Consider the following 26141-nt stretch of genomic DNA (forward strand, 5'->3'; position numbering starts at 1 on the left):
TGGAGGCATGACATGGACGAACCCCGCACCCCAGGCCCCGTACAAGCAGCTCCGGCGACCCGTCACCGACCGCATGGTGGCCGGGGTCGCCAGCGGCCTCGGCCGCTACCTGAACGTCGACCCCACCCTGGTCCGGGTGGTCTTCGCGGTGTCGGTGCTGCTCACCGCCGGGGTGACGGTGCTGGCGTACCCGGTGATGTGGTTCCTGATGCCCGAGGAGCCGTCGGACGCGCCGGCCTGGCCGCACCCGACGGACGCCCCGCCACCACCGGCCCGGTGAGCCGGGGCGGCGTCACTCCCACTCGATGGTGCCCGGCGGCTTGCTGGTCACGTCCAGCACCACCCGGTTGACCTCGGCCACCTCGTTGGTGATCCGGGTGGAGATCCGGGCGATCACGTCGTACGGCAGCCGAGACCAGTCGGCGGTCATCGCGTCCTCGCTGGAGACCGGGCGGAGCACCACCGGGTGGCCGTAGCTGCGGCCGTCGCCCTGCACCCCGACACTGCGTACGTCGGCCAGGAGCACCACCGGGAACTGCCAGACGTCCCGGTCCAGCCCGGCGGCGGTCAGCTCCTCCCGGGCGATCAGGTCGGCCTGGCGGAGCAGGTCCAACCGCTCCCGGTCGACCGCGCCGATGATCCGGATGGCCAGCCCGGGACCGGGGAACGGGTGCCGCCAGACCATCGCCTCGGGCAGGCCCAGCTCCAGCCCGATCGTGCGGACCTCGTCCTTGAACAGCGTGCGCAACGGCTCGACCAGGGCGAACTTCAGGTCCTCCGGGAGACCGCCGACGTTGTGGTGGCTCTTGATGTTGGCGGTGCCGGTGCCGCCGCCGGACTCCACCACGTCCGGGTAGAGGGTCCCCTGCACCAGGAACTCCACGTCGCCGTGGGCGGCGATCTCCCGGGCGGCGGCCTCGAAGACCCGGATGAACTCCCGGCCGATGATCTTGCGCTTCTGCTCCGGGTCGGTCACCCCGGCCAGCGCGCCCAGGAAGCGTTCCTGCGCGTCGACCACCTTCAGCTTGATGCCGGTGGCCGCGACGTAGTCCTTCTCCACCTGCTCGGCCTCGCCGGCCCGCAGCAGACCGTGGTCGACGAAGACGCAGGTGAGCTGGTCACCGACCGCCTTGTGCACCAGGGCGGCGGCGACCGCCGAGTCCACCCCGCCGCTCAGGCCGCAGATGACCTCCTTGTCGCCGACCTGGGCCCGGATCCGCTCCACCTGCTCCTCGATGATGTTGCTCGGGGTCCAGGTCGGCGCGATGCCGGCGATGTCGTAGAGGAACCGCTGGAGCATCTCCTGCCCCTGCGCGGTGTGCCCCACCTCCGGGTGGAACTGCACGCCGGCCCGCCGGCCGGGCAGGTCCTCGAACGCGGCGACCGGCGCACCGGCCGACTCGGCGGTGACGGTGAACCCGGCCGGGGCCTCCGTCACGCAGTCGCCGTGGCTCATCCACACCGGCAGCTCGGCGGGCAGCTCGCGCAGCAGCACCCCGGCCTCGGGACGGGGACGCAGCGGGGTGCCACCGTACTCCCGGTTACCGGTACGGGCGACCGTGCCGCCGAGCGCCTGCGCCATCGCCTGGAACCCGTAGCAGATGCCGAAGACCGGCACGTCGGAGGTGAACAGGTCGGCGTCGACCAGCGGCGCGCCCGGGGCGTAGACGCTCGACGGGCCGCCGGACAGGATGATCGCCGCCGGGTTCTTCGCCAGCATCTCGGCGACCGGCATGGAGTGCGGCACGATCTCGGAGTAGACCCGGGCCTCCCGGACCCGGCGCGCGATGAGCTGGGCGTACTGGGCTCCGAAGTCCACCACGAGGACAGGGCGAGGCGTGCTCATGCGCAGAAAGCCTACCGACAGTCACCCCGGCTCCCGTCAGCGGCCGGCCCCCGGCCGACAGGTGGCCCGGCGGCCGGCTCAGCGGGTGGACCGCAGCGCGCCCGGCGGCCGGCTGAGCCGGGGGGTCGGGCCGGCGGCCGGTCAGCCGGAAGGTCGGGCCGGCGGTCGGCTCAGCCGGGGGTGGGCAGGGCGCCCGGCGCGCCGGCGGGGACGGCCGGACGCCGGGGCGGCACCGGGTCGAGCCGTCGGTAGGGCGCGCCCAGCGGGGGTCTCGGGTCGGCGTCGCCCCGGTTCGGCCAGCAGGCCATCGCCCGTTCCGCCTGCGCGGTGATGGTCAGGGACGGGTTGACCCCCAGGTTGGCCGAGACCGCCGCGCCGTCCACCACGTGCAGCCCCGGATGCCCGAAGACCCGGTGGTACGGGTCGATCACCCCGTCGGCCGGGGAGGTGCCGATGACCGCCCCGCCCAGGATGTGCGCGGTCATCGGGATGTCGAACGGCTCGGTCAGCGACCCGCCCGGCACCCCGCCGATCTCCTCGGCGAGCAGCCGGGCCGCCTGGTTGCCGGCCGGGATCCAGGTCGGGTTCGGTGCCCCGTGCCCCGGGCCGGAGACCAGCCGTCCGCGTCGCAGCCGGGTGGTCAGCGAGTTGTCCGCCGACTGCATGACCAGGGCGATCACCGTACGTTCCGACCAGCCCCGCACCGACAGCATCCGGGCGGCCAGGCCGGGCTGCCGCAGCAGGCTGCCCAGCCAGCGGCGGACCCGGTGCGGGCCGCCGTCGACCAGCAGCGACTGGAGCAGGCCCATCGCGTTGGAGCCGCGCCCGTAGCGGACCGGCTCGACGTGGGTCTGCGCGTCCGGGTGGAACGAACTGGTGATGGCCACCCCCTCGGTGAAGTCCAACCCGGCGGCGCGGGCCTGCGCCCGGGACACCGACGCGCCGAGGATCGCCTCCGAGTTGGTCCGGGTCAGCTCACCGAGCCGGGGCGAGATCGCGGGCAGCACCCCGCCGGCCCGCATCCGGTGCAGCAGCCGTTGGGTGCCGAGCGCGCCGGCCGCGAGGACCACCTGGTCGGCCTCGAACACCTGCCGGCGTCCCGGCAGCCAGGACCCGGTCCGGACCGTCTCGATCCGGTAGCCGCCGCCGGGCAGCGGCCGGACGGCGGTCACCGTGGTCAGCGGATGCACCCGCGCGCCGAGCCGCTCGGCCAGCCACAGATAGTTCTTGACCAGGGTGTTCTTCGCCCCGACCCGGCAGCCGGTCATGCACGAGCCGCAGTGCGTGCAGCCGGACCGCGCCGGCCCGGCCCCACCGAAGTACGGGTCGGGCACCCGGACGCCGGGCCGGCCGATGTGCACGCCGACCGGCGTCGGGTGGACGGTGTGCCCGACCCCCATCCGGTCGGCCACCGCCCGCATCACCCGGTCCGCGCCCGTGGTGACCGGGTACGTGGTGACGCCGAGCATCCGTTTCGCCTGGTCGTAGTGGGGGGTCAGCTCGGCCCGCCAGTCGGTGACGTGCCGCCACTGGGGGTCGTCGTAGAAGGCGTCCAGCGGTTCGTAGAGGGTGTTCGCGTAGACCAGGGAGCCGCCACCGACGCCGGCCCCGGAGAGCACCAGCACTCCCCCGCCGGCCTTCCGGTCGGCCGGGCGGAGCAGGTCGATCCGCTGGATGCCGTAGCAGCCCAGCCGGGGGGCCCACAGGAAACGTCGCAGCCGCCAGGAGGTTTCCGGGAACTCGTCGTCGGCGAACCGGCGACCGGCCTCCAGCACCCCGACGGACCAGCCCTTCTCGGCCAGCCGGAGCGCGGCGACGCTGCCACCGAAGCCGGACCCGATGACGACCACGTCGTACCGCATGCAGGCATCATCTACCCATCGGTAACCGCTGCGCCAGCGGCACTTTTCGCACCCTGGCGTGGCGGCCGGCCGGATCCGGGACGCGCCGGTCGCCGTCACGCCGCCCCGTAGTCGGGTCCGGTGCGTTCGGCCGGAAAGGCCCGCCCCGGCTCACGCCGCGCGGTCGGAGGGCTTCACTCCGGGCGGTCGGCGGGCTTCACTCCGGGCGGTCGGGGCGTTCGGCGGTGTAGAGCCAGGACTCGAACAGGGCGTCGAGCTGCCGGCCGGAGACCTGCTCGGCCTGGGTGACGAACTCGTCGGTGGTCGCGTTGCCGTCGCGTTTCTCCGCCGTCCAGGTCTTCAGCAGCCGGAAGAACGCGTCGTCGCCGATGGTCGACCGCAGGGCGTGCACGGTCATCGCACCACGCTGGTAGACCGACTCGCTGAACAGCTCCGCCGCCCCCGGGTCGCCCGGCGGGGTACGCCAGACCCGGTCACCGGCGCGGGCGTACGCGGCGTCGAAGGCGTCCTGGACGCGCTGGCCGCCCGAGTGCTCGGCCCACAGCCACTCGGCGTACGTGGCGAGGCCCTCGTTGAGCCAGATGTCCTGCCAGCGCCCGATCGACACGCTGTTGCCGAACCACTGGTGCGCGATCTCGTGCGCCACGATCGAGGTGTTCTCGCCGGACCGGAAGAACCCGGCGGAGTAGACCGGCCGGCTCTGGGTCTCCAGCGCGTACCGGATCCGGCTGTCGGAGATCACCACCCCGCCGTACGACCCGAACGGGTACGGCCCGAAGACGCTCTCCAGGTAGTCGGCCACCGCCAGGGTGGCGGCCATCGACTCGTCCGCCGCGCCCTTCGGGAGCCGGTCGGTGACCGCGGTGACCACGGGTCGGCCCTTGTGTTCGCCGGTGCTCACCCGGTACTCCCCGATCACCAGGGTGCTCAGGTAACTCGCCATCGGCGTCCGCTCGGCCCACTTCCAGGTGGTCCACCCGTCCGCACTGGTCCGACCGGTCGGCTCACCGTTGCTCAACGCCGCCAACCCGTCCGGAACCGTCACCTCGACCACGTACGTCGCCTTGTCCGACGGATGATCGTTCACCGGGAACCAGGTACTCGCCGACTCCGGCTGCCCCAACGCGATCGCCCCGTCGGGCGTGTGGATGAAGCCGCCCTCGCCGAGCGCCTCGTTCTCCAGCGGGGCGGGCTCGCCGTCGTACCTGATCTCCACCGCGAATCCGTTGCCGGCCGGCAGCCCGGCGGCCGGGGTGACGGTCAACTCGTTGCCGCTGCGGGTGTGCGCGGCCGGCGCGCCGTCCACGGTGACCGCGCGGACGGTCAGCCCGGCCAGGTCGAGGTTGAAGCGGGACAGGTCGGTGGTGGCGGTGGCCCGCAGGCCGACCTGCCCGCTGAGCCGGTCGGTGGCCGGGTCGTACCGCACCTGGACGGTGTACTCGCGGACGTCGTAGCCGCCGTTGCCGTACGTCGGGAAGTAGGGGTCACCCGCTCCCGGCGTGCCGGGGACGAACCGGCGGACGCTCGGCGAGGCGGCGGCGGACGGCGACGGGTCGTCCGGCTCGTCCGGGGTCGACCCGCAGCCGGTCAGCGCCAGCAGCCCGGCCACCAGCAGTGCCGCGTGGCGGCGGGCCGGTCGCCGTACCTGTGTCATCGCAATCTCCTCCGCAGACGGCGCGGGGTGCCCGCGCGGCCGGCCGGAGCCGGCCCGACAGGGCGTGAGCAGGCCCGACGGCGGGTGCCGGCCCGGGTACCGCGTGGCCAGGCTGACCTGGCGGTTCGATGATCACACATCGGCCCTACGGCACGTCCGGGGCGGTGGTGCCGACCAGCCAGGCGTCGAAGAGCGGGCGCAGCGACCGGCCGGAGACCCGTTCCGCCAACGCGACCAGGTCGGCGGTGACCACCGTGCCGTCGCGCCGCTCCGCCGTCCAGGTCCGCAGGATCCGGAAGAAGGTGTCGTCGCCGACCGTCCGGCGAAGCGCGTGCACGGCGAGCGCGCCCCGCTGGTAGACCGCCGTGGAGAACAGCTCGGCCCGGCCCGGGTCCAGGGTGGGCTTCGACCAGTCGGTGACGGCGTACTGGAGTTCGAAGCTGCGGTGGACGGTCTGGCCGCCGGTGTGTTCTGCCCAGAGCCACTCGGCGTAGCTGGCGAGGCCCTCGTTGAGCCAGATGTCCGGCCAGCGCCGGATCGAGACGCTGTTGCCGAACCACTGGTGCGCCAGCTCGTGGACGACCACGTCCAGGTTCGGGCGACCGTCCCGGAAGAAACCCGGCCCGTACACCGGGCGGGACTGGGTCTCCAGGGCGTACCCGACGCGCGGGTCGTCGATCGCGATCCCGCCGTACGCGGTGACCGGGTACGGCCCGAAGACGCTCTCCAGGTAGTCGGCGATCTCGGTGGTGCGGGCGATGGAGCGGGCGGCGGGACCGTCGGCTGGCAGGCCGGCGGCGACCGCGGTGACCACCGGCCGGCCCTTGTGTTCGCCGGTGCTCACCCGGTACTCCCCGATCACCAGGGTGCTCAGGTAACTCGCCATCGGCGTCCGCTCCGCCCACTTCCAGGTGGTCCACCCGTCCGCACTGGTCCGACCGGTCGGCTCACCGTTGCTCAACGCCGCCAACCCGTCCGGAACCGTCACCTCGATCACGTACGTCGCCTTGTCCGACGGATGATCGTTCACCGGAAACCAGGTACTCGCCGACTGGGGCTGGCCCACCGCGACCGCCCCGTCCGAGGTGTGCAGGAAGCCACCGTTGCCCAGCTCGGGGCTGGTGACGGTGGCCGGTACCCCGGCGTAGCGCACCTCGACGGTGAAGCGGCGGTCCGCGGCGATCCGGTCGGCCGGGGTGACCACCAGCTCCGCGCCGTCGCGGCGGTGTCCGGCGGCGCGTCCGTCCACGGTGACCGTGGTGACGGTCAGCCCGACCAGGTCCAGGTTGAACCGGGTGAGCGGACCGGTGCTGGTGGCGGTGATGGTGGCGGTGCCGTCGAGCCGGTCGGTGGCCGGGTCGTAGCGCACCCGCAGGGCGTACCCGGCGACGTCGTAGCCGCCGTTGCCGTAGGTCGGGAAGTAGGGGTCGCCGACGCCGGCCGTACCTCGGCTGTCGGTCCGGCTGTCGGATCGGCCGTCGGTCCGGCTTCCGTCCGGGTCGGCCCGGTCGGTGCAGCCGGCCAGCGCACCGACGGTAGCCAGCGTCAACACGACCCCGAGGGCGGCCCGGGCGCGGACGGCACCGACGACGGTCCGGGAGCGGGCGGTACCGGCAGCGGCCCCCGGGTGGGTGGACGCCCGTCGGCCGGTCGGCTCACCGGCCTGTCCCGCTCGGCTCATCGGCCACGCCCCCCGTCCCGCTTCCACCGAGCCTAACGGTCGTCGGACGACGACCTCCGGCACACGGCACAGCCACCCGACCGGGGGACCCGTCCGATGCGTCCGCAGGAGGTCAGGGCTTGGCGGGTGCGGTCGTACCGGACAGCCAGGCGTCGAAGAGGGGACGCAGCGGCTTGCCGGCCACCCGCTCGGCGAGCGCCACCAGGTCGTCGGTGGTGCCGTGGCCGCCCCGCCGTTCGGTCGTCCAGGTCTTCAGGATGGTGAAGAAGGTCTTGTCGCCGACCGTCCGGCGCAGCGCGTGCACGGCGAGCGCACCCCGCTGGTAGACGGCCTCGGAGAAGAGGTTCTCCGGCCCCGGGTCCAGCGCCGGCTTCGACCAGTCGGTGGCCGCGTACTGGCGGGCGAAGTTCTGCTGGGCGGTACGGCCGCCCTCGTGCTCCTCCCAGAGCCACTCGGCGTAGGTGGCGAACCCCTCGTTCAGCCAGATGTCGCTCCACCGGGACAGCGAGACGCTGTTGCCGAACCACTGGTGCGCCATCTCGTGCGCGACCAGGGCGGTGTTCTCCCCGGAGCTGAAGGCGTTGTGGTGGTACACCGGCCGGGACTGCGTCTCCAGGGCGTAGTTGATCCGGTTGTCGACGACCACGATGCCGCCGTACGAGTCGAACGGGTACGGGCCGAAGCGGGTGGCGAGGAAGTCCGCTATCTCACCGGTCCGGTTCAGGGTGCGCTCCGCCGCACCGCCGGGCAGGACGCTCATGGCGTACGCCAGCACCATCGGCTTGCCCCGGTGGGTGGACTGCTTCACCCGGATGTTCCCGGTCGACAGGACGGCCAGGTAGCTCGCCATCGGGGACTTCTCCGACCAGCTCCGGACCGTCCAGCCGTCCGCCGTGTACTCCTCCATGGGCACGCCGTTGCTGACCGCGCCGAGCCCCTCGGGCACCGCGATCCGGATCTCGTACGTCGCCTTGTCGGACGGATGGTCGTTGACCGGGAACCAGGCGCTGGCCGAGACGGGCTGACCCATCGCCACCGCGTCGGTGGCCTGCTGGAAGAAGCCACCGACCCCGAGAACGGGATCGGTGAACGTCCCCGGGACGCCCTCGTACTGCACCTCGACGGTGAACGGGCGGCCCTTGTCCAGCCCGCCCTCGGCCTGCACGACCAGTTCGGTACGGGTCTGGTGGTACGACGCCGGCCTCCCGTTCAGGGTGACGGTGGTCGCCTCCAGCCCGGCCAGGTCGAGGTTGAACCGGGACAGGTCCTCGGTGGCGGTGGCGACAATGGACGCCCGACCGACCAGCTCGTGGTCGTAGTCGATGTCCAGCCGGTAACTGGTGACGTCGTAGCCACCGTTGCCCGGCCCCGGGAAGTACGGGTCCTCGGCGGACTCCGCCCCCGCCCGGTAGCGGGACTCCCCGCCGCCCGTCCCGTCGCCGCAGGCGGCGACCGCGAGCGCCACCGTCAAGCCGAGGACGCCCACCGTCCGTCGACGACCGGCACCCGCCCCTGCTCCGTTGATCACGCCGGGAGCGTACGGGGCGGGGCCGACCGTACCGTCAGCGGTCCAGGACCAGGCCGACCTTCTGGAACTCCTTCAGGTCGCGGTACCCGCACTTGGCCATCGCCCGACGCAGCCCGCCGAACAGGTTGAGCTGACCGTCCGGCTCGTCGGCCGGGCCGAACAGCAGCCGCTCCATCTCACCGAGCGGCTCACCGGCCACCTCGAACGCGCCCCGGGGCAGCGACGGGTGGCTGGCCGCCGAGTGCCACCACGCGCCGCCGGCCGGGGCCTCCGCGCACAGCGACAACGGCTCGCCGATCATCACCGCGTCCGCGCCGCAGCCCAGCGCCTTGGCGATGTCGCCGGAGGTCTGCACGTCACCGTCGGCGATCAGGTGCACGTACCGGCCGCCGGTCTCGTCCAGGTAGTCCCGGCGGGCCGCCGCCGCGTCGGCGATCGCGGACGCCATCGGCACCCGGATGCCGAGCACCGACTCGGTGGTGGACCAGTCGTCCCCGCCGATCCCGACGATCACGCCGGCCGCGCCGGTGCGCATCAGGTGCAGCGCGGTCTTGTAGTCGGTGCAGCCGCCGACGATGACCGGCAGGTCGAGGTCGGCGATGAACTCCTTGAGGTTCAGCGGCTCGTCGGTGGTGGAGACGTGCTCGGCGGAGACGATGGTGCCCTGGATGACCAGGATGTCGACGCCGGCGTCCAGGATCACCGGGGCCAGCGCCAGGGTGTGCTGCGGCGACACCCGGACGGCCACCGTGCCGCCGCCGGCCCGCAGCTCGCGGACCCGCTCGGCGATCAGCTCCGGGCGGATCGGCTCGGCGTACACCTCCTGGAGGCGCTTGGTGGCGCGGGCGTCCTCGCCGAGCGCCGCCAGCTCCTCCAGGATCTTGGTGGGGTTCTCGTACCGGGTCCAGAGGCCCTCGACGTTGAGCACCCCGAGCCCGCCGAGCTGGCCGAGCCGGACCGCCGACGCCGGGCTCATCGTCGCGTCCGAGGGGTGCGCGACGCAGGGGATACCGAACTGGTACGCGTCGAGCTGCCAGGCGGTGGAGACGTCGTCGACGTCCCGGGTCCGCCGGCTCGGCACGATGGCGATGTCGTCCAGGTGGTAGCCGCGCTGCGCGGTCTTGCCCAGCCCGATCTCGACCACGTCACGCATGAGGGTCTCCAGTTTTCAGGGAAGGGGTGGTCAGCGGGTGTGGTAGTTGGGCGCCTCGACGGTCATCTGGATGTCGTGCGGGTGGCTCTCCTTCAGCCCGGCCGCGGTGATCCGGATGAGCTGACCGCGCTCGTGCAGCTCGGGGATGTTCTCCGCACCCGCGTACCCCATCGCCAGCCGCAGGCCACCGATGAGCTGGTGGGCGACCCGGGAGAGCGGCCCCCGGTACGGCACCTGACCCTCGACGCCCTCCGGGACCAGCTTCTCGTCGCTGGTCACGTCCTGCTGGAAGTAGCGGTCCTTGGAGTACGACTTGGCCTGCCCCCGGGACTGCATCGCGCCGAGCGAGCCCATGCCCCGGTACGCCTTGTACTGCTTGCCGTTGACGAAGATCAGCTCGCCGGGGCTCTCCTCGCAGCCGGCCAGCAGGCTGCCCAGCATCACCGTGTCGGCCCCGGCGACCATGGCCTTGGCGATGTCACCGGAGTACTGGATGCCGCCGTCGCCGATCACCGGCACGCCGGCCGGGCGGGCGGCGCGGGCCGCCTCCATGATCGCGGTGATCTGCGGCACGCCCACCCCGGCGACGATCCGGGTGGTGCAGATCGCACCCGGCCCGACGCCGACCTTGACCCCGTCGGCACCCGCGTCGACCAGGGCCTTCGCCCCGGCGTAGGTGGCCACGTTGCCGCCGACCACGTCGACCGTGGTGTCCTTCTTGAGCTGGCGGACCATCTCCAGCACGGCCCGCTGGTGCCCGTGCGCGGTGTCCACGATCAGCACGTCCACGCCCGCGTCGACCAGCGCGCGGGCCCGCTTGTACGCGTCCTCGCCGACCCCGACGGCGGCGGCCACCCGGAGCCGGCCGGCGTCGTCCTTGGTGGCGTTCGGGTACTGCTCGCTCTTGGTGAAGTCCTTGACGGTGATCAGCCCGCGCAGCCGGCCCGCGTCGTCGACGATCGGCAGCTTCTCGACCTTGTGCTGGCGCAGCAGGGCCAGCGCCTCGTCCTTACTCACGCCGACCGGGGCGGTGACCAGCGGGGTCCGGGTCATGATCTCGCGGACCGGGGTGGCCGGCTCGGAGACGAACCGCATGTCCCGGTTGGTGACGATGCCGACGAGCTGCCCGTCGGCGTCCACCACCGGCACACCGGAGATGCGGTACCGCCCGCAGAGCGCGTCGACGTCCCGCAGGGTGTCGTCCGGGCTGGCCGTGACCGGGTTGGTGATCATGCCGGACTCGGAGCGCTTGACCAGGTCGACCTGGAGGGCCTGGTCCTCGACGGAGAGGTTGCGGTGCAGCACGCCGATGCCGCCCTGCCGGGCCATGGCGATGGCCATCCGGGCCTCGGTGACGGTGTCCATCGCGCTGGACAGCAGCGGGACGGAGAGGGTGACGTTGCGGGTCAGCCGGGTGACCGTGTTGACCCGGCTGGGCACCACGTCCGACTCGCCCGGCTGGAGCAGCACGTCGTCGAAGGTCAGGCCGAGCGGCACCACCCGGGCCGAGCCGGCGGGCAGCTCCGGCAGATGACCACCCAGCTCGCCGGGCTCGGCAGCGGCCGGACGATCGGTGCTGGGCGAAAGTTCCACGATTGCTCCCCTGAGCTGGTCGAACGGGCTTCAGTGAGGTGGCGCGCGGGCACCGGAACACGCCGGAATCCCGGGCGCGTCGCCCCATCGTACCCACTGAGCTGCGCGGGCCCGGGCGGCGGCGCGACCGGTGGCGACGGGCGGGGGCGGGCGTGCCGACAGGGTTGGGTCTACGGTGAGGGGGTGCACGACGAGCCCATCGACCCGTTCAACGGCGACCCGGCCGATCCGTCCGCCGGTCTGGACGACCCCGGAGACGACGCCCAGCACGAGCCGCTGACCGACGTCGAGCGGCAGGACGTCCTGGAGGACCTGGCGGACCTGGAGATCTACCAGGCCCTGCTGGCCCCGATCGGCGTCCGTGGGCTGGTGATCGAGTGCGAGGACTGCCGCGAGCCGCACTACTTCGACTGGGACCTGCTCCGGGGCAACCTGCGTCACCTGCTCAGTTCCGGTCGCCCCCGGGTGCACGAGCCGGCCTACGACCCGGATCCCGACCACTACGTCACCTGGGACTACGCCCGGGGGTACGCCGACGGGGTGCACGACACCCTGACCGAGGCCGGCGAGGACGACCCCGAACCCACCGCCGACTGACGACCGGTACGGGCGCGTCCCCGGCCCAGCCGCCCGGTCCGGCGCGGAGGCGGCCCAGGCGACCGGTACGGCTCAGGCGACCAGGTGACCGGTACGGCTCAGGCGACCAGGCCGGCGCGGAAGCCGGCGGCGACGGCGTGCGCCCGGTCGCGGGCGCCGAGCTTGCGGAACAGCCGGCGGGCGTGGGTCTTGACGGTGTCCTCCGAGACGTACAGTTCCCGGCCGATCTCGGCGTTGCTCTTCCCCTCGGCCATACCCAGCAGGACCTGGAGTTCCCGCTCGGTCAGCCCTGAGCCCCGACCGCCGGTGGCGGGGCGGCGCTCCGTCGCCGGTGCCGCCGGTACGGGTTCCGGCTGGCCACCGGCCTCGTCCACCTCGTCGTCACCACGCTGCACCGGGACCATCGCCGGCCCGTTGCCGGGCGCGTCCGGGGTCGTCGCCGGCCAGCCCGGGGTGGCTCCGCCGGGGGTACGGCCGCCCGGGTGTCCCGTCCCGCCACCGCCGACGGCGGCGGCGTCCCGGGCCGGGTCGGCGATCCGTCGCCGCGCCGACCGTCCGGGGGCGGACAGCAGCAGCAGCGCCTTGGCGACCGCGCTGGTCAGGTCGTGGTCGACACCCTGGATCAGTCCCCGTGCCCCGGCGCTGATGGTGGCCGCCGCCGCGCCGGATTCCTCCGTTCCGAGCAGCAGCACCGCCGCCTGTGGGGCGCGGGCGAGGACCCGCCGGACGAATCCCGCGCTGTCCGGCCGGGTGAGCGCGGTGTCGGCGAGCACCACGTCGGGCGGTTGCTCGGCGAGCCGCAGCATCACCTCGGGGTCGGAGACGGCGGTACGGACGACGGCGGCAAGACCGAGCCGCGCCGCCGCGGATGACAGGTGCTGCGCCGCCAGTGGGGTCCGGACGCAGACGAGAACCGTACGCACAGTGGGGTCTCCTCTCCGTGTGGAAGCAGACCACGAGCGGCGCTGATCATGAGGGGGTTCCGGGCAATTCTCTGAACTTTTCCGGCATATGGGGCCTACTGCGCGAGTTGTCGGAGCTTTTCGATCACAGGACGTGTGAGCCGGCGAGCGGCAGGGTACCGGGGGGCCAGGCCGCACCCGGCGCGTTCGCACAACCGCCGCCCGGGACTGGCCGTACTGACCATCGCGGCGGTGCCGCGCGGGAGGAGGGGTGCTGATGTCGAACGTACGTAGACTGCCCGGACCCATCGTCGACCTGTGGGACTGGCAGCGGCTCGGTGCCTGCCGGGGTCGTGACAGTGCGCAGTTCTTCCACCCGGACGGTGAACGCGGCTCCTCCCGGCTGCGCCGCGAGTCAGGGGCCAAGTCGGTCTGCCGGGCCTGCCCGGTACGCGCCGAGTGTGCCGCGCACGCCCTCGCCGTCCGCGAGCCGTACGGCGTGTGGGGTGGCTTCAGCGAGTCCGAGCGGCTCCGCCTGCTCGCCCTCGGCTGGGAGGACCTCGCCGACCGGCGCGGCCACCGGGTGGACGTCGCCCGGCTGGAGGCCCGGCTCGGTCGCCCGCACAAGTCCACCGTGCCCGCCCAGCGCAGCGTCGCCTGACGCTGTGACCGCCGGGCGCAGGACCGCCTGACGCGCACACCGACCACCGGCAGCGTCGCCTGACGCTGTGACCGCCCGGCACAGCGTCGCCTGACGCGCACACCGACCATCGCTGCCGCGTCCCCTGCCGGGGCGCGGCAGCACGCCGTCCGGCACCATGGGCCCGATGCGGACCGACATCTGCGAACCGGACCTGCTCTGGACCCGGTGGGGCCTGCTCTCCGCCGCCCTCACCGCCCTCGGCCACGACGACGTGTACTGGTGCGCCGCGGACGGGGCCCACCACGACGACCACGGCGGGAACTGGGCCCGACTGGTCCGGGTCGACGGTGGCCGGGCGGTGCTGTTCGGGTACGACCACGAGTACAGCGACACCGTGGACGCCACACCCCCGGTCGACCTGCTCGCCGGCGCGCCCGCCTGGCTGCCCTGGCCGGAACTGCTCCGGTACGTCGCCGACGACCAGCTCGGCTACGTCCACTGGTACGACCGGGAATGGTCCCGGGTGCCGTACCCGGCCGGTCTGGCGGACGGGCTGACCGCCACCGTCGGGGCCCTGCTCGACGCCGACCGTCTCGAAGGCCAACTGTCCGACGTGGTCACCGAGTGGGGTGGGCACGAACCGGCCGGTCCGGCGGAGCGGGACGACCTGGCCCGCGCCGCCGCCCGGCTGCGCGTCGCCGCCGAGGCCCGCACCCTCGACCCGGCTGACCTCACCGGCCTGCTCGGCCGACTGCGACACAGGACCGTCGACCTGGCCGCCGCCCTGACCGTGGCGGCCGACGCCGGCCTCACCCCGGGCAGCGCCCTGCCGTCCGTACCGGCCGGAACCGAGGTGCCCCGGCGGCGGATCCGGCAGCTCAGCGGCACCCAGCACGAGGAGCTGGTCCGTGCCGCGATGCGGGCCGCCACCGAGCGGCAGCGCCCGCCGACCGCACCCACCGCCGAGTTGACCGCGCTGGTCGACTGGGTACGGGGGCACACACCCGACGGCGACGGACGGTGCCTGCTGCTCGTCGAGGTCACCGACACCGGCCTGCGTCCGGTCCCCGGGCCGCGCCCGCCGGCCGGTGTCTTCGGCGACGGCTGGACGGCCTTCCGGGAGCTGGCCGGACTGGTCCGGCAACTCCGGGCGGCCGAGGCCCATCCGGAGCACGGCCGCTGGTTCCACCTGCGGCTGGAGACCACCCCCGACGGGTACGCCGTCGAGCGGTACTACGACACGGTGCCGGACTGGCTGCCGGCCGACGACCGCCACCCGATCTGGCTCGACGCGCTGCGCCAGGAGATGGACCGCCGTACGCCGGAGTTCCGCCCCACCTGGGCCGCCCGGCTCGCCCCCGAGGTCGCCTGGGGGTACGCCGACCCGGCCTGACCGGGCAGCTGTCAGTCGACGGTGACCCGGACGGTGTGCCAGCCGGTGGCCCCGTCCGGGGCGACCGGCGCACGTCGCTCCGGCTGGGTAGCCCCGCTGGCGTCGGTGGCCCGTACCTGGAGGGTGTGCTCGCCCGGGGTGGCCGCCCACCGCCAGGACCACTGCACCCAGGTGTCGGTGGAGACGGCGGCGGCCAGGGTCGCCTGCTGCCACTCCCCCTCGTCGACGCGTACCTCGACCCGGCGGATACCGAGGTGCTGGGCCCAGGCCACCCCGGCCACCGTCACCGGGCCGGCGGTCAGCCGGTTGCGGGGTCGGGGCGTGTCGATCCGGGACTGCGTCTTGATCGGCCCCCGCGCCGACCAGCCACGGGGCACCCAGTACGCGTCGAAGTCGGCGAAACTGGTCAGCTCCAGCTCGGTGATCCACTTGCAGGCCGACACGTACCCGTACAGCCCGGGTACCACCATCCGGACCGGGAACCCGTGCTCGACCGGCAGCGGCTCGCCGTTCATCCCCACCGCGAGCAGCGCGTCCCGCCCGTCGCGCAGCACCTCGGTCGGGGTGCCGCAGGTCCAGCCGTCCACCGACCGGCTCACCACCTGGTCCGCGCCGTCGAGCGGGCCGGCCTCGTCCAGCAGTTCCTTCACCGGGACGCCGAGCCACCGGGCGTTGCCGACCAGGTCCCCGCCGACCTCGTTGGAGACGCAGGCCAGGGTGACGTACCGCTCCACCATCGGACGGGCGAGCAGCTCGGCGAAGCTCAGTTCGAACGGGTTGCGGACCCGGCCGTGTACGCGCAGCCGCCACGTTCCCGGGTCGACCTGCGGCACGACCAGCGCGGTGTCGATCCGGTAGAAGCCCGCGTTCGACGTCACGTACGGGGCCAGCCCGCGTAGCCCGAGGTCGGCACCGGCCGGCACCGGCGGGGCCGGGGCGACCGGGGTGGGCAGGGCGACCGCCGAACGGGCCGCCGAGACACCCCGTCGACCGGCCAGCCATCGGCCGCCCAGTCCGGCCACGGTCGCCGCGCCGAGCAGTACCCCGGTCCCGGTCAGGAAGCGTCGCCGCGACTCCGGGTCGGTCTCGTCCCCGCCCGGACGACGCGCCGACCCGGCAGGGACCGGCTCGGCACGGACCCGCTCGGCAGCGGCCGGCTCGGCAGGCGACGACCCGGCAGTGGCCGGCTCGGTGGCGGGTGTCGCGGGGGGTGGTGCGGGTGGCGACCAGGGCCAGGGGTCAGGCTCCAGCGGGCCGGCGGTGCAGAGCCAGAGCACCCCGGCACCGAGCGCCGCACCGGTCAGCGAGGGCAGCACGTCGAGCGCGTCCGCGCCCGGCCGGGTCAGCGCGGCCACCGCGCCGAGCGCCCCGAAGGCGACGACGCCGGCCACCGCCGGGGCGAGCCGCCGGGTGGCGAGCACACCCAGCCCGGCGGCGAAGGCCGCCAGCAGCACCGCCGTACCGACCAGCAGGGCGACCTTGTCGTACCGGCCGAAGACGTCGATGGCGAACTGTTTCAGCGGCTCCGGCACCGTGTCGACGACCACGCCTCCGACCGCCACCAGGGGCGCGGACCGGGGGCCGGTGGCCACCGCCACCAGTTCCGCGACCCCGATCGCCACCGCCCCGGCGGTGACCCCCGCCAGCGCCCCGAACCGCCACACCCTGCCGCTGTCCGCCACCCTCCCATCCTCGCCACTGCGCCGTCGCCCGACCACCCACGTCACCGACCGGTAAGACAAAAGATCCAGGGCACCCCCGCGGTGTGCGGTGCGGTGCCCTGGATCGGTGCCCTGCGACGGTGGAGGGACCCTTCCGCTGCCCGGGGGCTCAGGCAGGGTCCCTCCGCGCGTCAGAAGCCGGGGCCGTGCTGGTGACCGTGCCCGTGCGAGTGACCGTGACCACCGGCGGCGGCCGGCTCGGCCTTCTCCGGCTTCTCCACCACCAGGCTCTCGGTGGTGAGGAGCAGGCCGGCGATCGAAGCGGCGTTGGTGACCGCGTTACGGGTCACCTTCACCGGGTCGAGGATGCCGGACTTGGTCAGGTCGACGTACTCGCCGGTGGCGGCGTCGAGACCGTGGCCCCACTCCTTGCCGATGACCTTCTGCACGACGACGTAGCCGTCGTGGCCGGCGTTCTGGGCGATCCAGCGCAGCGGCTCGACCAGCGCCTTACGCACGATCGAGACACCGACCTTCTCGTCCCCGGTGAAGCCGAGGTCGTCGTCGAGCGCCGGCAGGATCTGGGCCAGGGCGGCACCGCCGCCGGGGACCGTACCCTCCTCGACCGCGGCCTTGGTCGCGGCGATGGCGTCCTCGATGCGGTGCTTGCGCTCCTTCATCTCGACCTCGGTCGCCGCGCCCACCTGGATGACCGCGACGCCGCCGGAGAGCTTCGCCAGCCGCTCGGCCAGCTTCTCCCGGTCCCACTCGGAGTCGGAGGCCTCGATCTCCTTGCGGATCTGCGCGACCCGGTCGGCGACCTCGGTGTCCCGGCCACCACCGTCGACGATGGTGGTGTTCTCCTTGTCGACGACCACCCGGCGGGCGGTGCCGAGCACGTCCAGCCCGATCTGGTCGAGCTTGTAGCCCAGCTCCGGCGCGACCAGCTCGGCGCCGGTCTGGATCGCCATGTCCTGGAGCATCGCCTTGCGCCGGTCACCGAAGCCGGGGGCCTTGACCGCGCAGACCTTCAGGGTCTTGCGGAGCGCGTTGACCACCAGCGTCGACAGCGCCTGACCCTCGACGTCCTCGGCGATGATCAGCAGCGGCTTGCTGTCGGCGAGGACCTTCTCCAGCAGCGGCAGCAGCTCCTCGATCGCGGAGATCTTCTGCGTGGTGATCAGGATGTACGGGTTCTCCAGCACCGCTTCCTGGGACTCCAGGTCGGTGACGAAGTTCGGCGAGATGAAGCCCTTGTCGAACTGGAGGCCCTCGGTCACCGCCAGCTCGGTGTGCAGGGTGGAGCCTTCCTCGACGGTGATGACACCGTCGCGGCCGACCTTCTCCATCGCCTCGGCGATCAGCTCACCGATGGTGGCGTCCTGCGCCGAGATGGTGGCCACGTGGGCGATCGACTTCTTGTCGTCCACCTCGACGGCCCGCTCCAGCAGCGCCTCGGAGACCTTGGCGGCGGCGGCGTCGACGCCCCGCTTCAGACCGGCCGGGTTGGCCCCGGCGGTCACGTTGCGCAGGCCCTCGCGGACCATGGCCTGGGCGAGCACGGTGGCGGTGGTGGTCCCGTCGCCGGCGACGTCGTTGGTCTTCGTCGCCACCTCCTTGACCAGCTGCGCGCCGAGGTTCTCGTAGGGGTTGGTGAGCTCGATCTCCTTGGCGATGGTGACCCCATCGTTGGTGATCGTCGGCGCACCGAATTTCTTGTCCAGGACGACGTTGCGCCCGCGCGGGCCGAGAGTGACCTTGACCGCGTCCGCGAGGGCGTTGACACCGTGCTCGAGCAGGTGCCGGGCATCGTCCGAGAAGCTCAGGATCTTCGCCATGGATTATCCCTTCAAGCGTTGCTGCCCCGGCCCGGCGAGCCGGACCGGGGCAGCAGCACTGATCGGTTGCTTACTTCTCGATGACCGCGAGGACGTCGCGGGCGGAGAGCACCAGGTACTCCTCGCCGGCGTACTTGACCTCGGTGCCGCCGTACTTCGAGTAGATGACGGTGTCGCCGACGGCGACGTCAACCGGGATCCGGTTGCCCTTGTCGTCGATCCGGCCCGGGCCGACAGCGAGGACGGTGCCCTCCTGCGGCTTCTCCTTGGCGGTGTCGGGGATCACGATGCCCGACGCCGTGGTGGTCTCAGCCTCGTTCGCCTGGACCAGGATCCGGTCCTCGAGCGGCTTGATCGCAACCTTGGTCGCGGTAGTCACGGGCATACCCTCCTGGGGTACTGGTTTCGTTACCGGCCGGCACTGCCGACCAGCGTCAATCTGCCACATGCCACCGGGCGGGGCCGTCGTCGCGGGTGCCGGTCCGCCTGGCGTTTGAACCTCCGGGCGAGACCCGGGGGCTGGCACCCTCCATGGGAGAGTGCTAATCGCAGATTATGCCGCCGCTAGCACTCCGTCAAGGAGAGTGCCAACGAAGTCGGCCCGCGTCGCGCCGGACGAGCCCGGGGTCACCTCTGGACAATTACAGTTAAGAATCTTAATAATTAGCCATCCGTCGATCCGACGGCCCTCGAACCGGGAGGTCCGGATGCGTCGCCCTGCCCGAACACTGCTCCTGGCCCTGGTCACGGTCGGGGCCACCGTCACCGCCACCACCCTGGCCCTGACCACCCCGGCACAGGCCGCCGGCCCGACCGCCACCCTCGTGAAGACCGCCGACTGGGGTACCGGATGGGAGGGCCGCTACACCGTCACCAACGGCGGTCCGGCCACCATCACCGGCTGGCAGGTCGCGTTCAGCCTGCCGACCGGCACCACGCTCGGCTCCTACTGGGACGCCACGGTGAGCAGCGTCGGCCAGCGGCACACCTTCACCAACCGCTCGTGGAACGGCACCGTCGCCCCCGGCGCCTCGGTGTCGTTCGGCTTCCTGGTCACCGGCTCCGGTTCCCCCACCGACTGCACGGTCAACGGCGCGCCCTGCGGCGGCGGCACCCCCACCGCACCGCCACCCACCACCGCACCGCCGACGACCGCACCGCCCACCACCGCACCGCCGACGACCGCCCCACCCACCACACCGCCGCCCACCACACCGCCGGCCGGGGGGCTGCCCCGGCACGCGCTGATCGGCTACCTGCACGCCAGCTTCGCCAACGGCTCGGGCTACCTGCGGATGGCCGACGTGCCGGCCGACTGGGACATCGTCAACCTGGCCTTCGGCGAACCCACCACCGTCACCTCGGGCGACATCCGGTTCCAGCTCTGCCCGCCGACCGAGTGCCCCGGCGTGGAGACCGAGGCCGAGTTCGTCGCGGCCATCCGCGCCAAGCAGGCACAGGGCAAGAAGGTGCTGCTCTCCATCGGTGGGCAGAACGGCCAGGTCCAGCTCACCACGACCGCCGCCCGGGACACCTTCGTCCGGTCGGTGGCCGCCATCATCGACCGGTACGGCCTGAACGGGCTCGACATCGACTTCGAGGGACACTCGCTCTACCTGGACGCCGGGGACACCGACTTCCGCAACCCGACCACACCGGTGATCGTCAACCTGATCTCCGCGATCCGCACCCTCAAGCAGCGGTACGGAGCGAACTTCGTGCTCACCATGGCGCCGGAGACGTTCTTCGTCCAGCTCGGCTACCAGTTCTACGGGTCGGGCCCGTGGGGCGGGCAGGACCCGCGCGCCGGGTCGTACCTGCCGGTGATCCACGCCCTGCGCAACGACCTCACCGTGCTGCACGTGCAGAACTACAACTCCGGGCCGATCATGGGGCTGGACGACCAGTACCACACGATGGGCAGCGCCGACTTCCACGTCGCGATGACCGACATGCTGCTCGCCGGCTTCCCGGTGGCCGGCAACCGGGACCGGGTCTTCCCGCCGCTGCGCGAGGACCAGGTCGCCTTCGGGGCACCCTCGTCGCCCAGTGCCGGCAACGGCTACCTGGCCCCGGCCGGGGTGCAGGCCGCGGTGACCTGTCTCGTCAAGGGGCAGAGCTGCGGGTCGTACACGCCGCGCAGCGGCACCAACCCGGCGTTCCGGGGGCTGATGACCTGGTCGATCAACTGGGACCGGTTCTACGCCTGGGAGTTCCGCCTCCAGCACGGTCCGTTCCTGCGGGCACTGCCCTGACCCGCAGCGGCGGGGTCCGGGCCGCCGGGGCCCGGACCCCGCCGCACGCCGTCGGACCTCGGCGGTGGCCCGTGAGGGGGTCGCCGCCGCCGGTGCCGGGTGGGTCCAGAATGGGCCGGTGGATCTCGACCAGTTCCGCGCGTTGCGTACCCCCGAGGGGTCGGCCGCGCTCGCCGCGGCGACCCGGGTGGCCGGCGGTGACCCGCTGACCGCGGCGGCGGCGCTCCGCTCGGCCGGTCTGCCGGCCGGGCTCGCGGCGGCGGCGCTCACCCAGGCGGAGCTGCGCCGGAAGGCGGCCGGCAAGTTCGGGCCGGCGGCGGCCGGGATGTTCCTCACCCGCCCCGGCCTGGAACAGGCCACCCGGCGGGAGGTCGCCGACCGGCGCGCCGAGCGGTTGCGCGCCGCCGGGGTACGCACCCTCGCCGACCTCGGTTGCGGTCTCGGCGCGGACGCGCTCGCCGCCGCCCGCGCCGGCATCCGGGTGTACGGGGTGGAGGCCGACCCGCTGACCGCCGCGCTGGCCGCCGCCAACGCCGAGGCGGCCGGGCTGGCCGACCTGTTCACCGTCGAGTGCGGCGACGCCACCGCCTTCGACGTGACCCGGGTGGACGCGGCCTTCTGCGATCCGGCCCGCCGGAAGGCCGGCACCGGACGACGGGTCTTCGACCCGAACGCGTACTCGCCGCCGTGGGACTTCGTGACCGACCTGGCCGAGCGGGTGCCGTGCACCGTGGTCAAGGTGGCTCCCGGGCTGGACCACGCGCTGATCCCACCGGGTGCCGAGGCCGAGTGGGTGAGCGTCCGTGGTGACCTGGTCGAGGCGGCCCTGTGGTGCGGCCGGCTCGCGGAGGTCCCCCGCCGCGCCACCGTGTGCCGCGACGGCGACCGCCCCTCGGGCGGGCAGCCCACCACCGGACAGCCCACCGCCGGACAGTTCACCGGCGTACAGCTCACCGGCAGCGGTGCCGCCGAGGCCGCTGTCGGGCCGGTGCGGCGGTACCTGTACGACCCGGACCCGGCGGTGGTCCGTGCCCACCTGGTCGCCGAGCTGGCGACGGAGCTGGACGCGAGGATCGCCGACCCGAGCATCGCCTACCTGTACGCGGACACCCCGGTCCGGACACCGTTCGCCCGCTGCCTGGAGATCACCGACGTGCTGCCGTTCTCGCTGAAGCGGCTCCGCGCGCTGCTGCGCGAACGGCGGGTGGGCCGGGTGGAGATCCTCAAGCGCGGGTCCGCGCTGGAACCGGAGCAGTTGCGCCGGGACCTGCGGCTCTCCGGCGACCAGCCGGCGAGTCTGGTGCTCACCCGGGTCGCCGGGGCACCCACCGTGCTGCTCGGCCGGCCGGTCGGCTAGGTCACCGGGCACCGGCCGTGGCGACAGGCCAGGGCACCGGGGCGCCGGCCGGGCCGGTCGGCTAGGTTGACGCCGTGGCGGGACGGGGAACACCGGCGACGGCGCTGCTGACGAAGCGCGGGGTCCGGCACAGCGTGCACCCGTACGACGTCTCGCCGGACACGCCCCACTACGGCGCGGAGGTCGCGGCGGCGCTCGGCGTACCGGCCGGGCAGGTGTTCAAGACGCTGGTCACCGAGGTGGACGGCGGCCTGACCGTGGCGGTCGTACCGGTCACCGGCGAGCTGGACCTGAAGGCGCTGGCCGCGGCGGCGGGCGGCAAGCGGGCGGTGCTGGCCGACCGGACCCTGGCCGAGCGGACCACCGGCTACGTGCGGGGCGGGATCAGCCCGCTGGGCCAGCGCCGGCGGTTGCCGACGGTGCTGGACGCCTCCGCGCTGGGCTTTCCGACGGTCTACGTCTCGGCCGGCCGGCGTGGGCTCCAGGTGCAGCTCGCCCCGGCGGACCTGGTCGCGTTGACCGGGGCGACGACCGCCCCGATCGCCACCGGCTGACCGCTCCCGGCTGACCACCACCGACCGTCCGGCACGCTGACCGCCACCGGCTGACCGCCCCGACCGTCCGGCGGGCTGACCGCCGTCGCCTGACCACCCCGGCCGTCCCACAGGTTGATCGCCTTCGCTGTGGTCGGGGCCGGCGACAGTCGCGCGACCAGGGGGTTTCGTCGGCGTTGCTGAATTGTTACCGCCGCCAACAAACCGGCGACCTCGACACTCTTGCGCTTCAGGTGTGACCCGAAATACGTTGCCGGGCACAACAAAACATCACACCCCCACCCCGAAAGGAACCCCGCACCATGCGTAGAGGGATCCTCACCGCCGTCACCGTGGGCCTGCTGGTCACCGGCGGCCTGACCGCCTGCGGCGACGACGACTCCGGCACCGGTGGCACCGACGCCGGCTCGGACAAGAAGGCCAAGATCGGCGTCATCCTGCCGGACAGCAAGTCCTCCGGCCGTTGGGAGAACGCCGACCGCAAGTTCCTGGAGGCGGCCTTCAAGGCGGCCGGCGTGGACTACACCATCCAGAACGCGCAGGACGACAAGAACCAGTTCCAGACCATCGCCGACCAGATGATCACCGGCGGGGTCAACGTGCTGATGATCGTCAACCTGGACTCCGGCACCGGTAAGGCCGTGCTGGACAAGGCGAAGTCCCAGGGTGTGGCGACCATCGACTACGACCGGCTCACCCTGGGCGGCAGCGCCGAGTACTACGTCAGCTTCGACAACGAGGTGGTCGGCAAGCTCCAGGGCGAGGGCCTGAGCAAGTGCCTGACCGACAAGGGCGTGCAGAAGCCGGTCGTGGCGTACCTGAACGGCTCCCCCACCGACAACAACGCCACCCTGTTCAAGAACGGCTACGACTCGGTGCTCAAGCCGAAGTTCGACTCCGGCGAGTACGTCAAGGGCCCGGAGCAGTCCGTCCCGGCCTGGGACCCGGCCCAGGGCGCCACCCTGTTCGAGCAGATGCTGACCCAGACCGGCGGCAAGATCGACGGCGTGCTCTCCGCCAACGACGGGCTCGGCAACGCGGTCATCTCGGTGCTGAAGAAGAACAAGCTCAACGGCAAGGTGCCGGTGACCGGCCAGGACGCCGACGTGCAGGGTCTGCAGAACATCCTCGCCGGTGACCAGTGCATGACCGTCTACAAGGCGGTCAAGCAGGAGGCCGACGCCGCCGCCGAGCTGGCCATCGCGCTGGCCAAGGGCGAGCGCAAGGAGACCGGCCAGAAGGTCAAGGACCCGGAGGGCAACCGTGAGGTGCCGGCCGTCCTGCTCACCCCGAAGCTGATCTTCAAGGAGAACGTCAAGGACGTGGTGGCCGACGGTTACGTCACCAAGGAGGCGCTCTGCACCGGGGCGTACGCCAAGCTCTGCACCGACGCCGGAATCAGCTGAGCCGTTACCGGTAGCCCGGTACCCCCCTCGGCAGCGGGCGTCACCCGGCCGCACCCCGGGTGACGCCCGCCCCGACGGTCCGCCCCCGACGGCTCGACCGCACCGGCTCGACAGAACGAAGGAGACCCGTGTCCACCACCCCCCTGCTGGAACTACGTGGGATCGACAAGAGTTTCGGTCCCGTCCAGGTCCTCCGTGACGTGGCCCTCTCCGCCCACGCGGGGGAGGTGACGGCACTGGTCGGCGACAACGGCGCCGGTAAGTCGACCCTGGTCAAGTGCATCAGCGGCATCTACCCGACCGACGCCGGTGAGTTCCTCTTCGAGGGCCGGCCGGTCACCATCAACAGTCCCCGGGACGCCGCCGCGCTCGGCATCGAGGTCGTCTACCAGGATCTCGCGCTCTGCGACAACCTCGACATCGTGCAGAACATGTTCCTGGGGCGGGAGAAGCGCACCGGCATCGTGCTCGACGAGCCCACCATGGAACAGATGGCGGCGGAGACCCTGGCCGGGCTGAGCGTCCGGACGGTCAAGTCGTTGCGCCAGCACGTCTCCAGCCTCTCCGGCGGCCAGCGGCAGACCGTGGCCATCGCCAAGGCGGTGCTCTGGAACAGCCGGCTGGTGATCCTGGACGAGCCGACCGCCGCGCTCGGCGTCGCGCAGACCGCCCAGGTGCTCGAACTGGTCCGCCGGCTCGCCGACAACGGGCTGGCCGTCGTGCTCATCTCGCACAACATGAACGACGTCTTCGCGGTCTCCGACCGGATCGCCGCGCTCTACCTCGGGCAGATGGTCGCCCAGGTGAAGACCACCGACATCACCCACGCCCAGGTGGTCGAACTCATCACCGCCGGCCGTACCGGCAACCTCGGCCTGTCGACCGGCAACGGCACGGGTCGCCCCGACAACGGCGGCGAGGCCGCCGACAGCACCCCAGGAGCCCTGCGATGACCAGCACCGCCGTGCGTAAGGTCGGCCCGGTGGCGGTCACCGAGACGCCGACCGTGGGTGGCCACGTCCGTAACTACATCAGCCGGGTACGCGGTGGCGACATCGGGGCGCTGCCGGCCGTACTGGGGCTGCTCGTGCTCTGCACGGTCTTCGCGGTCATGCGGCCGTCGTTCCTCTCCGCGCAGAACTTCGCGAACCTCTTCACCCAGGGCGCGGCGGTCACGCTGATCGCGATGGGGCTGGTCTTCGTCCTGCTGCTCGGCGAGATCGACCTCTCCGCCGGCTTCGCCAGCGGGGTCTGCGCCGCCGTGCTGGCGAACATCGTCACCGTCGCCGGCCTGCCCTGGTACGTCGCAATGCTCGCGGCCATCGCCACCGGGCTGGTCATCGGGCTGACCCTGGGCTTCCTGGTCGCCAAGATCGGCATTCCGTCGTTCGTGGTCACCCTGGCCGCCTTCCTGGCCTTCCAGGGCGTCGTGCTGCTGCTGATCAGCGGCGGCAGCAACATCTCGGTCCGCGACGACGTGCTGGTGGCGATCGCCAACCGCAACCTCACCCCGGCGCTGGGCTGGGCGTTCTTCGCCCTCGTCGTCGGCGGGTACGCGGCCGTGCAGTTGCTGCGCCACCGCAAGCGGATGGCCCGGGGCCTGCTCACCGACCCGTTCCCGGTGGTGCTGGCCCGGATCGGCGGGCTGGCCGTCGTCCTCGGGGTGGCGGTCTACATCCTCAACCTGGAACGCAGCCGCAACGTCCTGATCAACTCCCTCAAGGGCGTACCGATCGTGGTGCCGATCATCGCCGCGCTGCTGATCCTGTGGACCTTCGTCCTCCAGCGCACCGCCTACGGCCGGCACGTCTACGCCGTCGGCGGCAACAAGGAGGCCGCCCGGCGGGCCGGCATCAACGTCGACCGGATCCGCATCTCGGTCTTCGTGATCTGCTCGACGATGGCCGCGGTCGGCGGCATCGTCGCTGCCAGCCGGGCCAACTCGGTCGACCCGAACACCGGGGGCAGTAACGTACTGCTCTACGCCGTCGGCGCGGCGGTGATCGGCGGGACCAGCCTCTTCGGCGGCAAGGGGCGGGTCCTCGACGCGGTGCTCGGCGGCGCGGTGGTCGCGGTCATCGACAACGGAATGGGCCTGATGGGCTACAGCTCCGGGGTCAAGTACGTGGTCACCGGCGTGGTGCTGCTGCTCGCCGCGAGCGTCGACGCGTTCTCCCGACGACGCGCCGTCGCCACCGGCACCCGTTGACCCGACCCT

Annotated in this window: 21 protein-coding genes; 10 read left to right on the top strand and 11 right to left on the bottom strand. The window is 72.7% G+C overall.

What is annotated here, in order from left to right:
- Positions 1-7 precede the first annotated feature (7 nt).
- Positions 8-280, top strand: coding sequence for a PspC domain-containing protein (locus PVK37_RS01985; RefSeq protein WP_275031956.1), 273 nt, complete (start codon positions 8-10; stop codon positions 278-280).
- A 12-nt stretch (positions 281-292) separates the two neighbouring features.
- Here PVK37_RS01985 and guaA read toward each other — a convergent pair whose 3' ends face one another.
- The 7 genes from guaA to guaB form a co-directional block, all read right to left on the bottom strand.
- Positions 293-1846, bottom strand: a complete 1554-nt coding sequence (gene guaA, locus PVK37_RS01990) for a glutamine-hydrolyzing GMP synthase (RefSeq protein WP_275031957.1) — start codon at positions 1844-1846, stop codon at positions 293-295.
- A gap of 170 nt (positions 1847-2016) precedes the next feature.
- Positions 2017-3708, bottom strand: coding sequence for an FAD-dependent oxidoreductase (locus PVK37_RS01995; protein ID WP_275031958.1), 1692 nt, complete (start codon positions 3706-3708; stop codon positions 2017-2019).
- A gap of 196 nt (positions 3709-3904) precedes the next feature.
- Positions 3905-5362: a M1 family metallopeptidase gene (locus PVK37_RS02000; protein WP_275031959.1), complete on the bottom strand. Its 1458-nt coding sequence runs from the start codon at positions 5360-5362 to the stop codon at positions 3905-3907.
- Between the two features lie 145 nt (positions 5363-5507).
- Positions 5508-7043 carry a M1 family metallopeptidase gene (locus tag PVK37_RS02005; protein ID WP_275031960.1) on the bottom strand — a complete coding sequence of 512 codons (1536 nt, stop codon included), beginning with the start codon at positions 7041-7043 and terminating at the stop codon, positions 5508-5510.
- 112 nt (positions 7044-7155) lie between these two features.
- A complete protein-coding gene (locus PVK37_RS02010) occupies positions 7156-8568 on the bottom strand; it encodes a M1 family metallopeptidase (protein ID WP_423791131.1) in 1413 nt (470 codons plus the stop codon).
- 37 nt (positions 8569-8605) lie between these two features.
- Positions 8606-9724 (bottom strand): GuaB3 family IMP dehydrogenase-related protein, encoded by a 1119-nt coding sequence (locus tag PVK37_RS02015; protein WP_275031961.1) that lies wholly within the window; start codon positions 9722-9724, stop codon positions 8606-8608.
- 30 nt (positions 9725-9754) lie between these two features.
- Positions 9755-11317 (bottom strand): IMP dehydrogenase, encoded by a 1563-nt coding sequence (guaB, locus tag PVK37_RS02020; protein ID WP_341483413.1) that lies wholly within the window; start codon positions 11315-11317, stop codon positions 9755-9757.
- A 183-nt stretch (positions 11318-11500) separates the two neighbouring features.
- Between guaB and PVK37_RS02025 the strand changes: the two genes are divergently transcribed.
- Positions 11501-11914, top strand: coding sequence for a DUF5319 domain-containing protein (locus tag PVK37_RS02025; RefSeq protein WP_275031962.1), 414 nt, complete (start codon positions 11501-11503; stop codon positions 11912-11914).
- Positions 11915-12012: 98 nt separating this feature from the next.
- On the opposite strand, the gene PVK37_RS02030 is transcribed toward PVK37_RS02025, so the two are convergent.
- Complete coding sequence (locus PVK37_RS02030; RefSeq protein WP_275031963.1) at positions 12013-12837, bottom strand: helix-turn-helix transcriptional regulator; 825 nt, start codon at positions 12835-12837, stop codon at positions 12013-12015.
- Between the two features lie 256 nt (positions 12838-13093).
- Here PVK37_RS02030 and PVK37_RS02035 point away from each other — a divergent pair, with 256 nt between their 5' ends.
- Positions 13094-13477: a WhiB family transcriptional regulator gene (locus PVK37_RS02035; protein ID WP_275031965.1), complete on the top strand. Its 384-nt coding sequence runs from the start codon at positions 13094-13096 to the stop codon at positions 13475-13477.
- Positions 13478-13643: 166 nt separating this feature from the next.
- Positions 13644-14852, top strand: a complete 1209-nt coding sequence (locus PVK37_RS02040; RefSeq protein ID WP_275031966.1) for a hypothetical protein — start codon at positions 13644-13646, stop codon at positions 14850-14852.
- An 11-nt stretch (positions 14853-14863) separates the two neighbouring features.
- On the opposite strand, the gene PVK37_RS02045 is transcribed toward PVK37_RS02040, so the two are convergent.
- The 3 genes from PVK37_RS02045 to groES all read right to left on the bottom strand — a co-directional run bounded on the left by PVK37_RS02045 (position 14864) and on the right by groES (position 18736).
- The gene (locus tag PVK37_RS02045; protein WP_275031967.1) at positions 14864-16534 is read right to left on the bottom strand and encodes a molybdopterin-dependent oxidoreductase; all 1671 of its coding nucleotides are present in this window, start codon (positions 16532-16534) and stop codon (positions 14864-14866) included.
- 170 nt (positions 16535-16704) lie between these two features.
- On the bottom strand, positions 16705-18351 hold the full coding sequence (gene groL, locus PVK37_RS02050) for a chaperonin GroEL (RefSeq protein ID WP_275031968.1): 1647 nt from the start codon (positions 18349-18351) through the stop codon (positions 16705-16707).
- A 70-nt stretch (positions 18352-18421) separates the two neighbouring features.
- A complete protein-coding gene (gene groES, locus PVK37_RS02055) occupies positions 18422-18736 on the bottom strand; it encodes a co-chaperone GroES (protein ID WP_088973172.1) in 315 nt (104 codons plus the stop codon).
- Positions 18737-19058: 322 nt separating this feature from the next.
- Here groES and PVK37_RS02060 point away from each other — a divergent pair, with 322 nt between their 5' ends.
- The 6 genes from PVK37_RS02060 (at position 19059) to PVK37_RS02085 (ending at position 26132) form a co-directional block, all read left to right on the top strand.
- Positions 19059-20606 carry a chitinase gene (locus PVK37_RS02060; RefSeq protein ID WP_275031970.1) on the top strand — a complete coding sequence of 516 codons (1548 nt, stop codon included), beginning with the start codon at positions 19059-19061 and terminating at the stop codon, positions 20604-20606.
- A 118-nt stretch (positions 20607-20724) separates the two neighbouring features.
- Complete coding sequence (locus PVK37_RS02065) at positions 20725-21963, top strand: THUMP-like domain-containing protein (RefSeq protein WP_275031972.1); 1239 nt, start codon at positions 20725-20727, stop codon at positions 21961-21963.
- Positions 21964-22037: 74 nt separating this feature from the next.
- A complete protein-coding gene (ybaK, locus tag PVK37_RS02070; RefSeq protein WP_275031973.1) occupies positions 22038-22517 on the top strand; it encodes a Cys-tRNA(Pro) deacylase in 480 nt (159 codons plus the stop codon).
- Between the two features lie 302 nt (positions 22518-22819).
- Complete coding sequence (locus PVK37_RS02075) at positions 22820-23923, top strand: sugar ABC transporter substrate-binding protein (RefSeq protein ID WP_275031974.1); 1104 nt, start codon at positions 22820-22822, stop codon at positions 23921-23923.
- Between the two features lie 128 nt (positions 23924-24051).
- Positions 24052-24876: an ATP-binding cassette domain-containing protein gene (locus PVK37_RS02080; protein ID WP_275031975.1), complete on the top strand. Its 825-nt coding sequence runs from the start codon at positions 24052-24054 to the stop codon at positions 24874-24876.
- Positions 24873-26132 (top strand): sugar ABC transporter permease, encoded by a 1260-nt coding sequence (locus tag PVK37_RS02085; protein ID WP_275031976.1) that lies wholly within the window; start codon positions 24873-24875, stop codon positions 26130-26132. The genes PVK37_RS02080 and PVK37_RS02085 overlap by 4 nt, the downstream gene beginning before the upstream one ends.
- Positions 26133-26141: the final 9 nt, after the last annotated feature.

This window comes from Micromonospora cathayae (assembly GCF_028993575.1).
GTDB classification, from domain to species: domain Bacteria; phylum Actinomycetota; class Actinomycetes; order Mycobacteriales; family Micromonosporaceae; genus Micromonospora; species Micromonospora cathayae.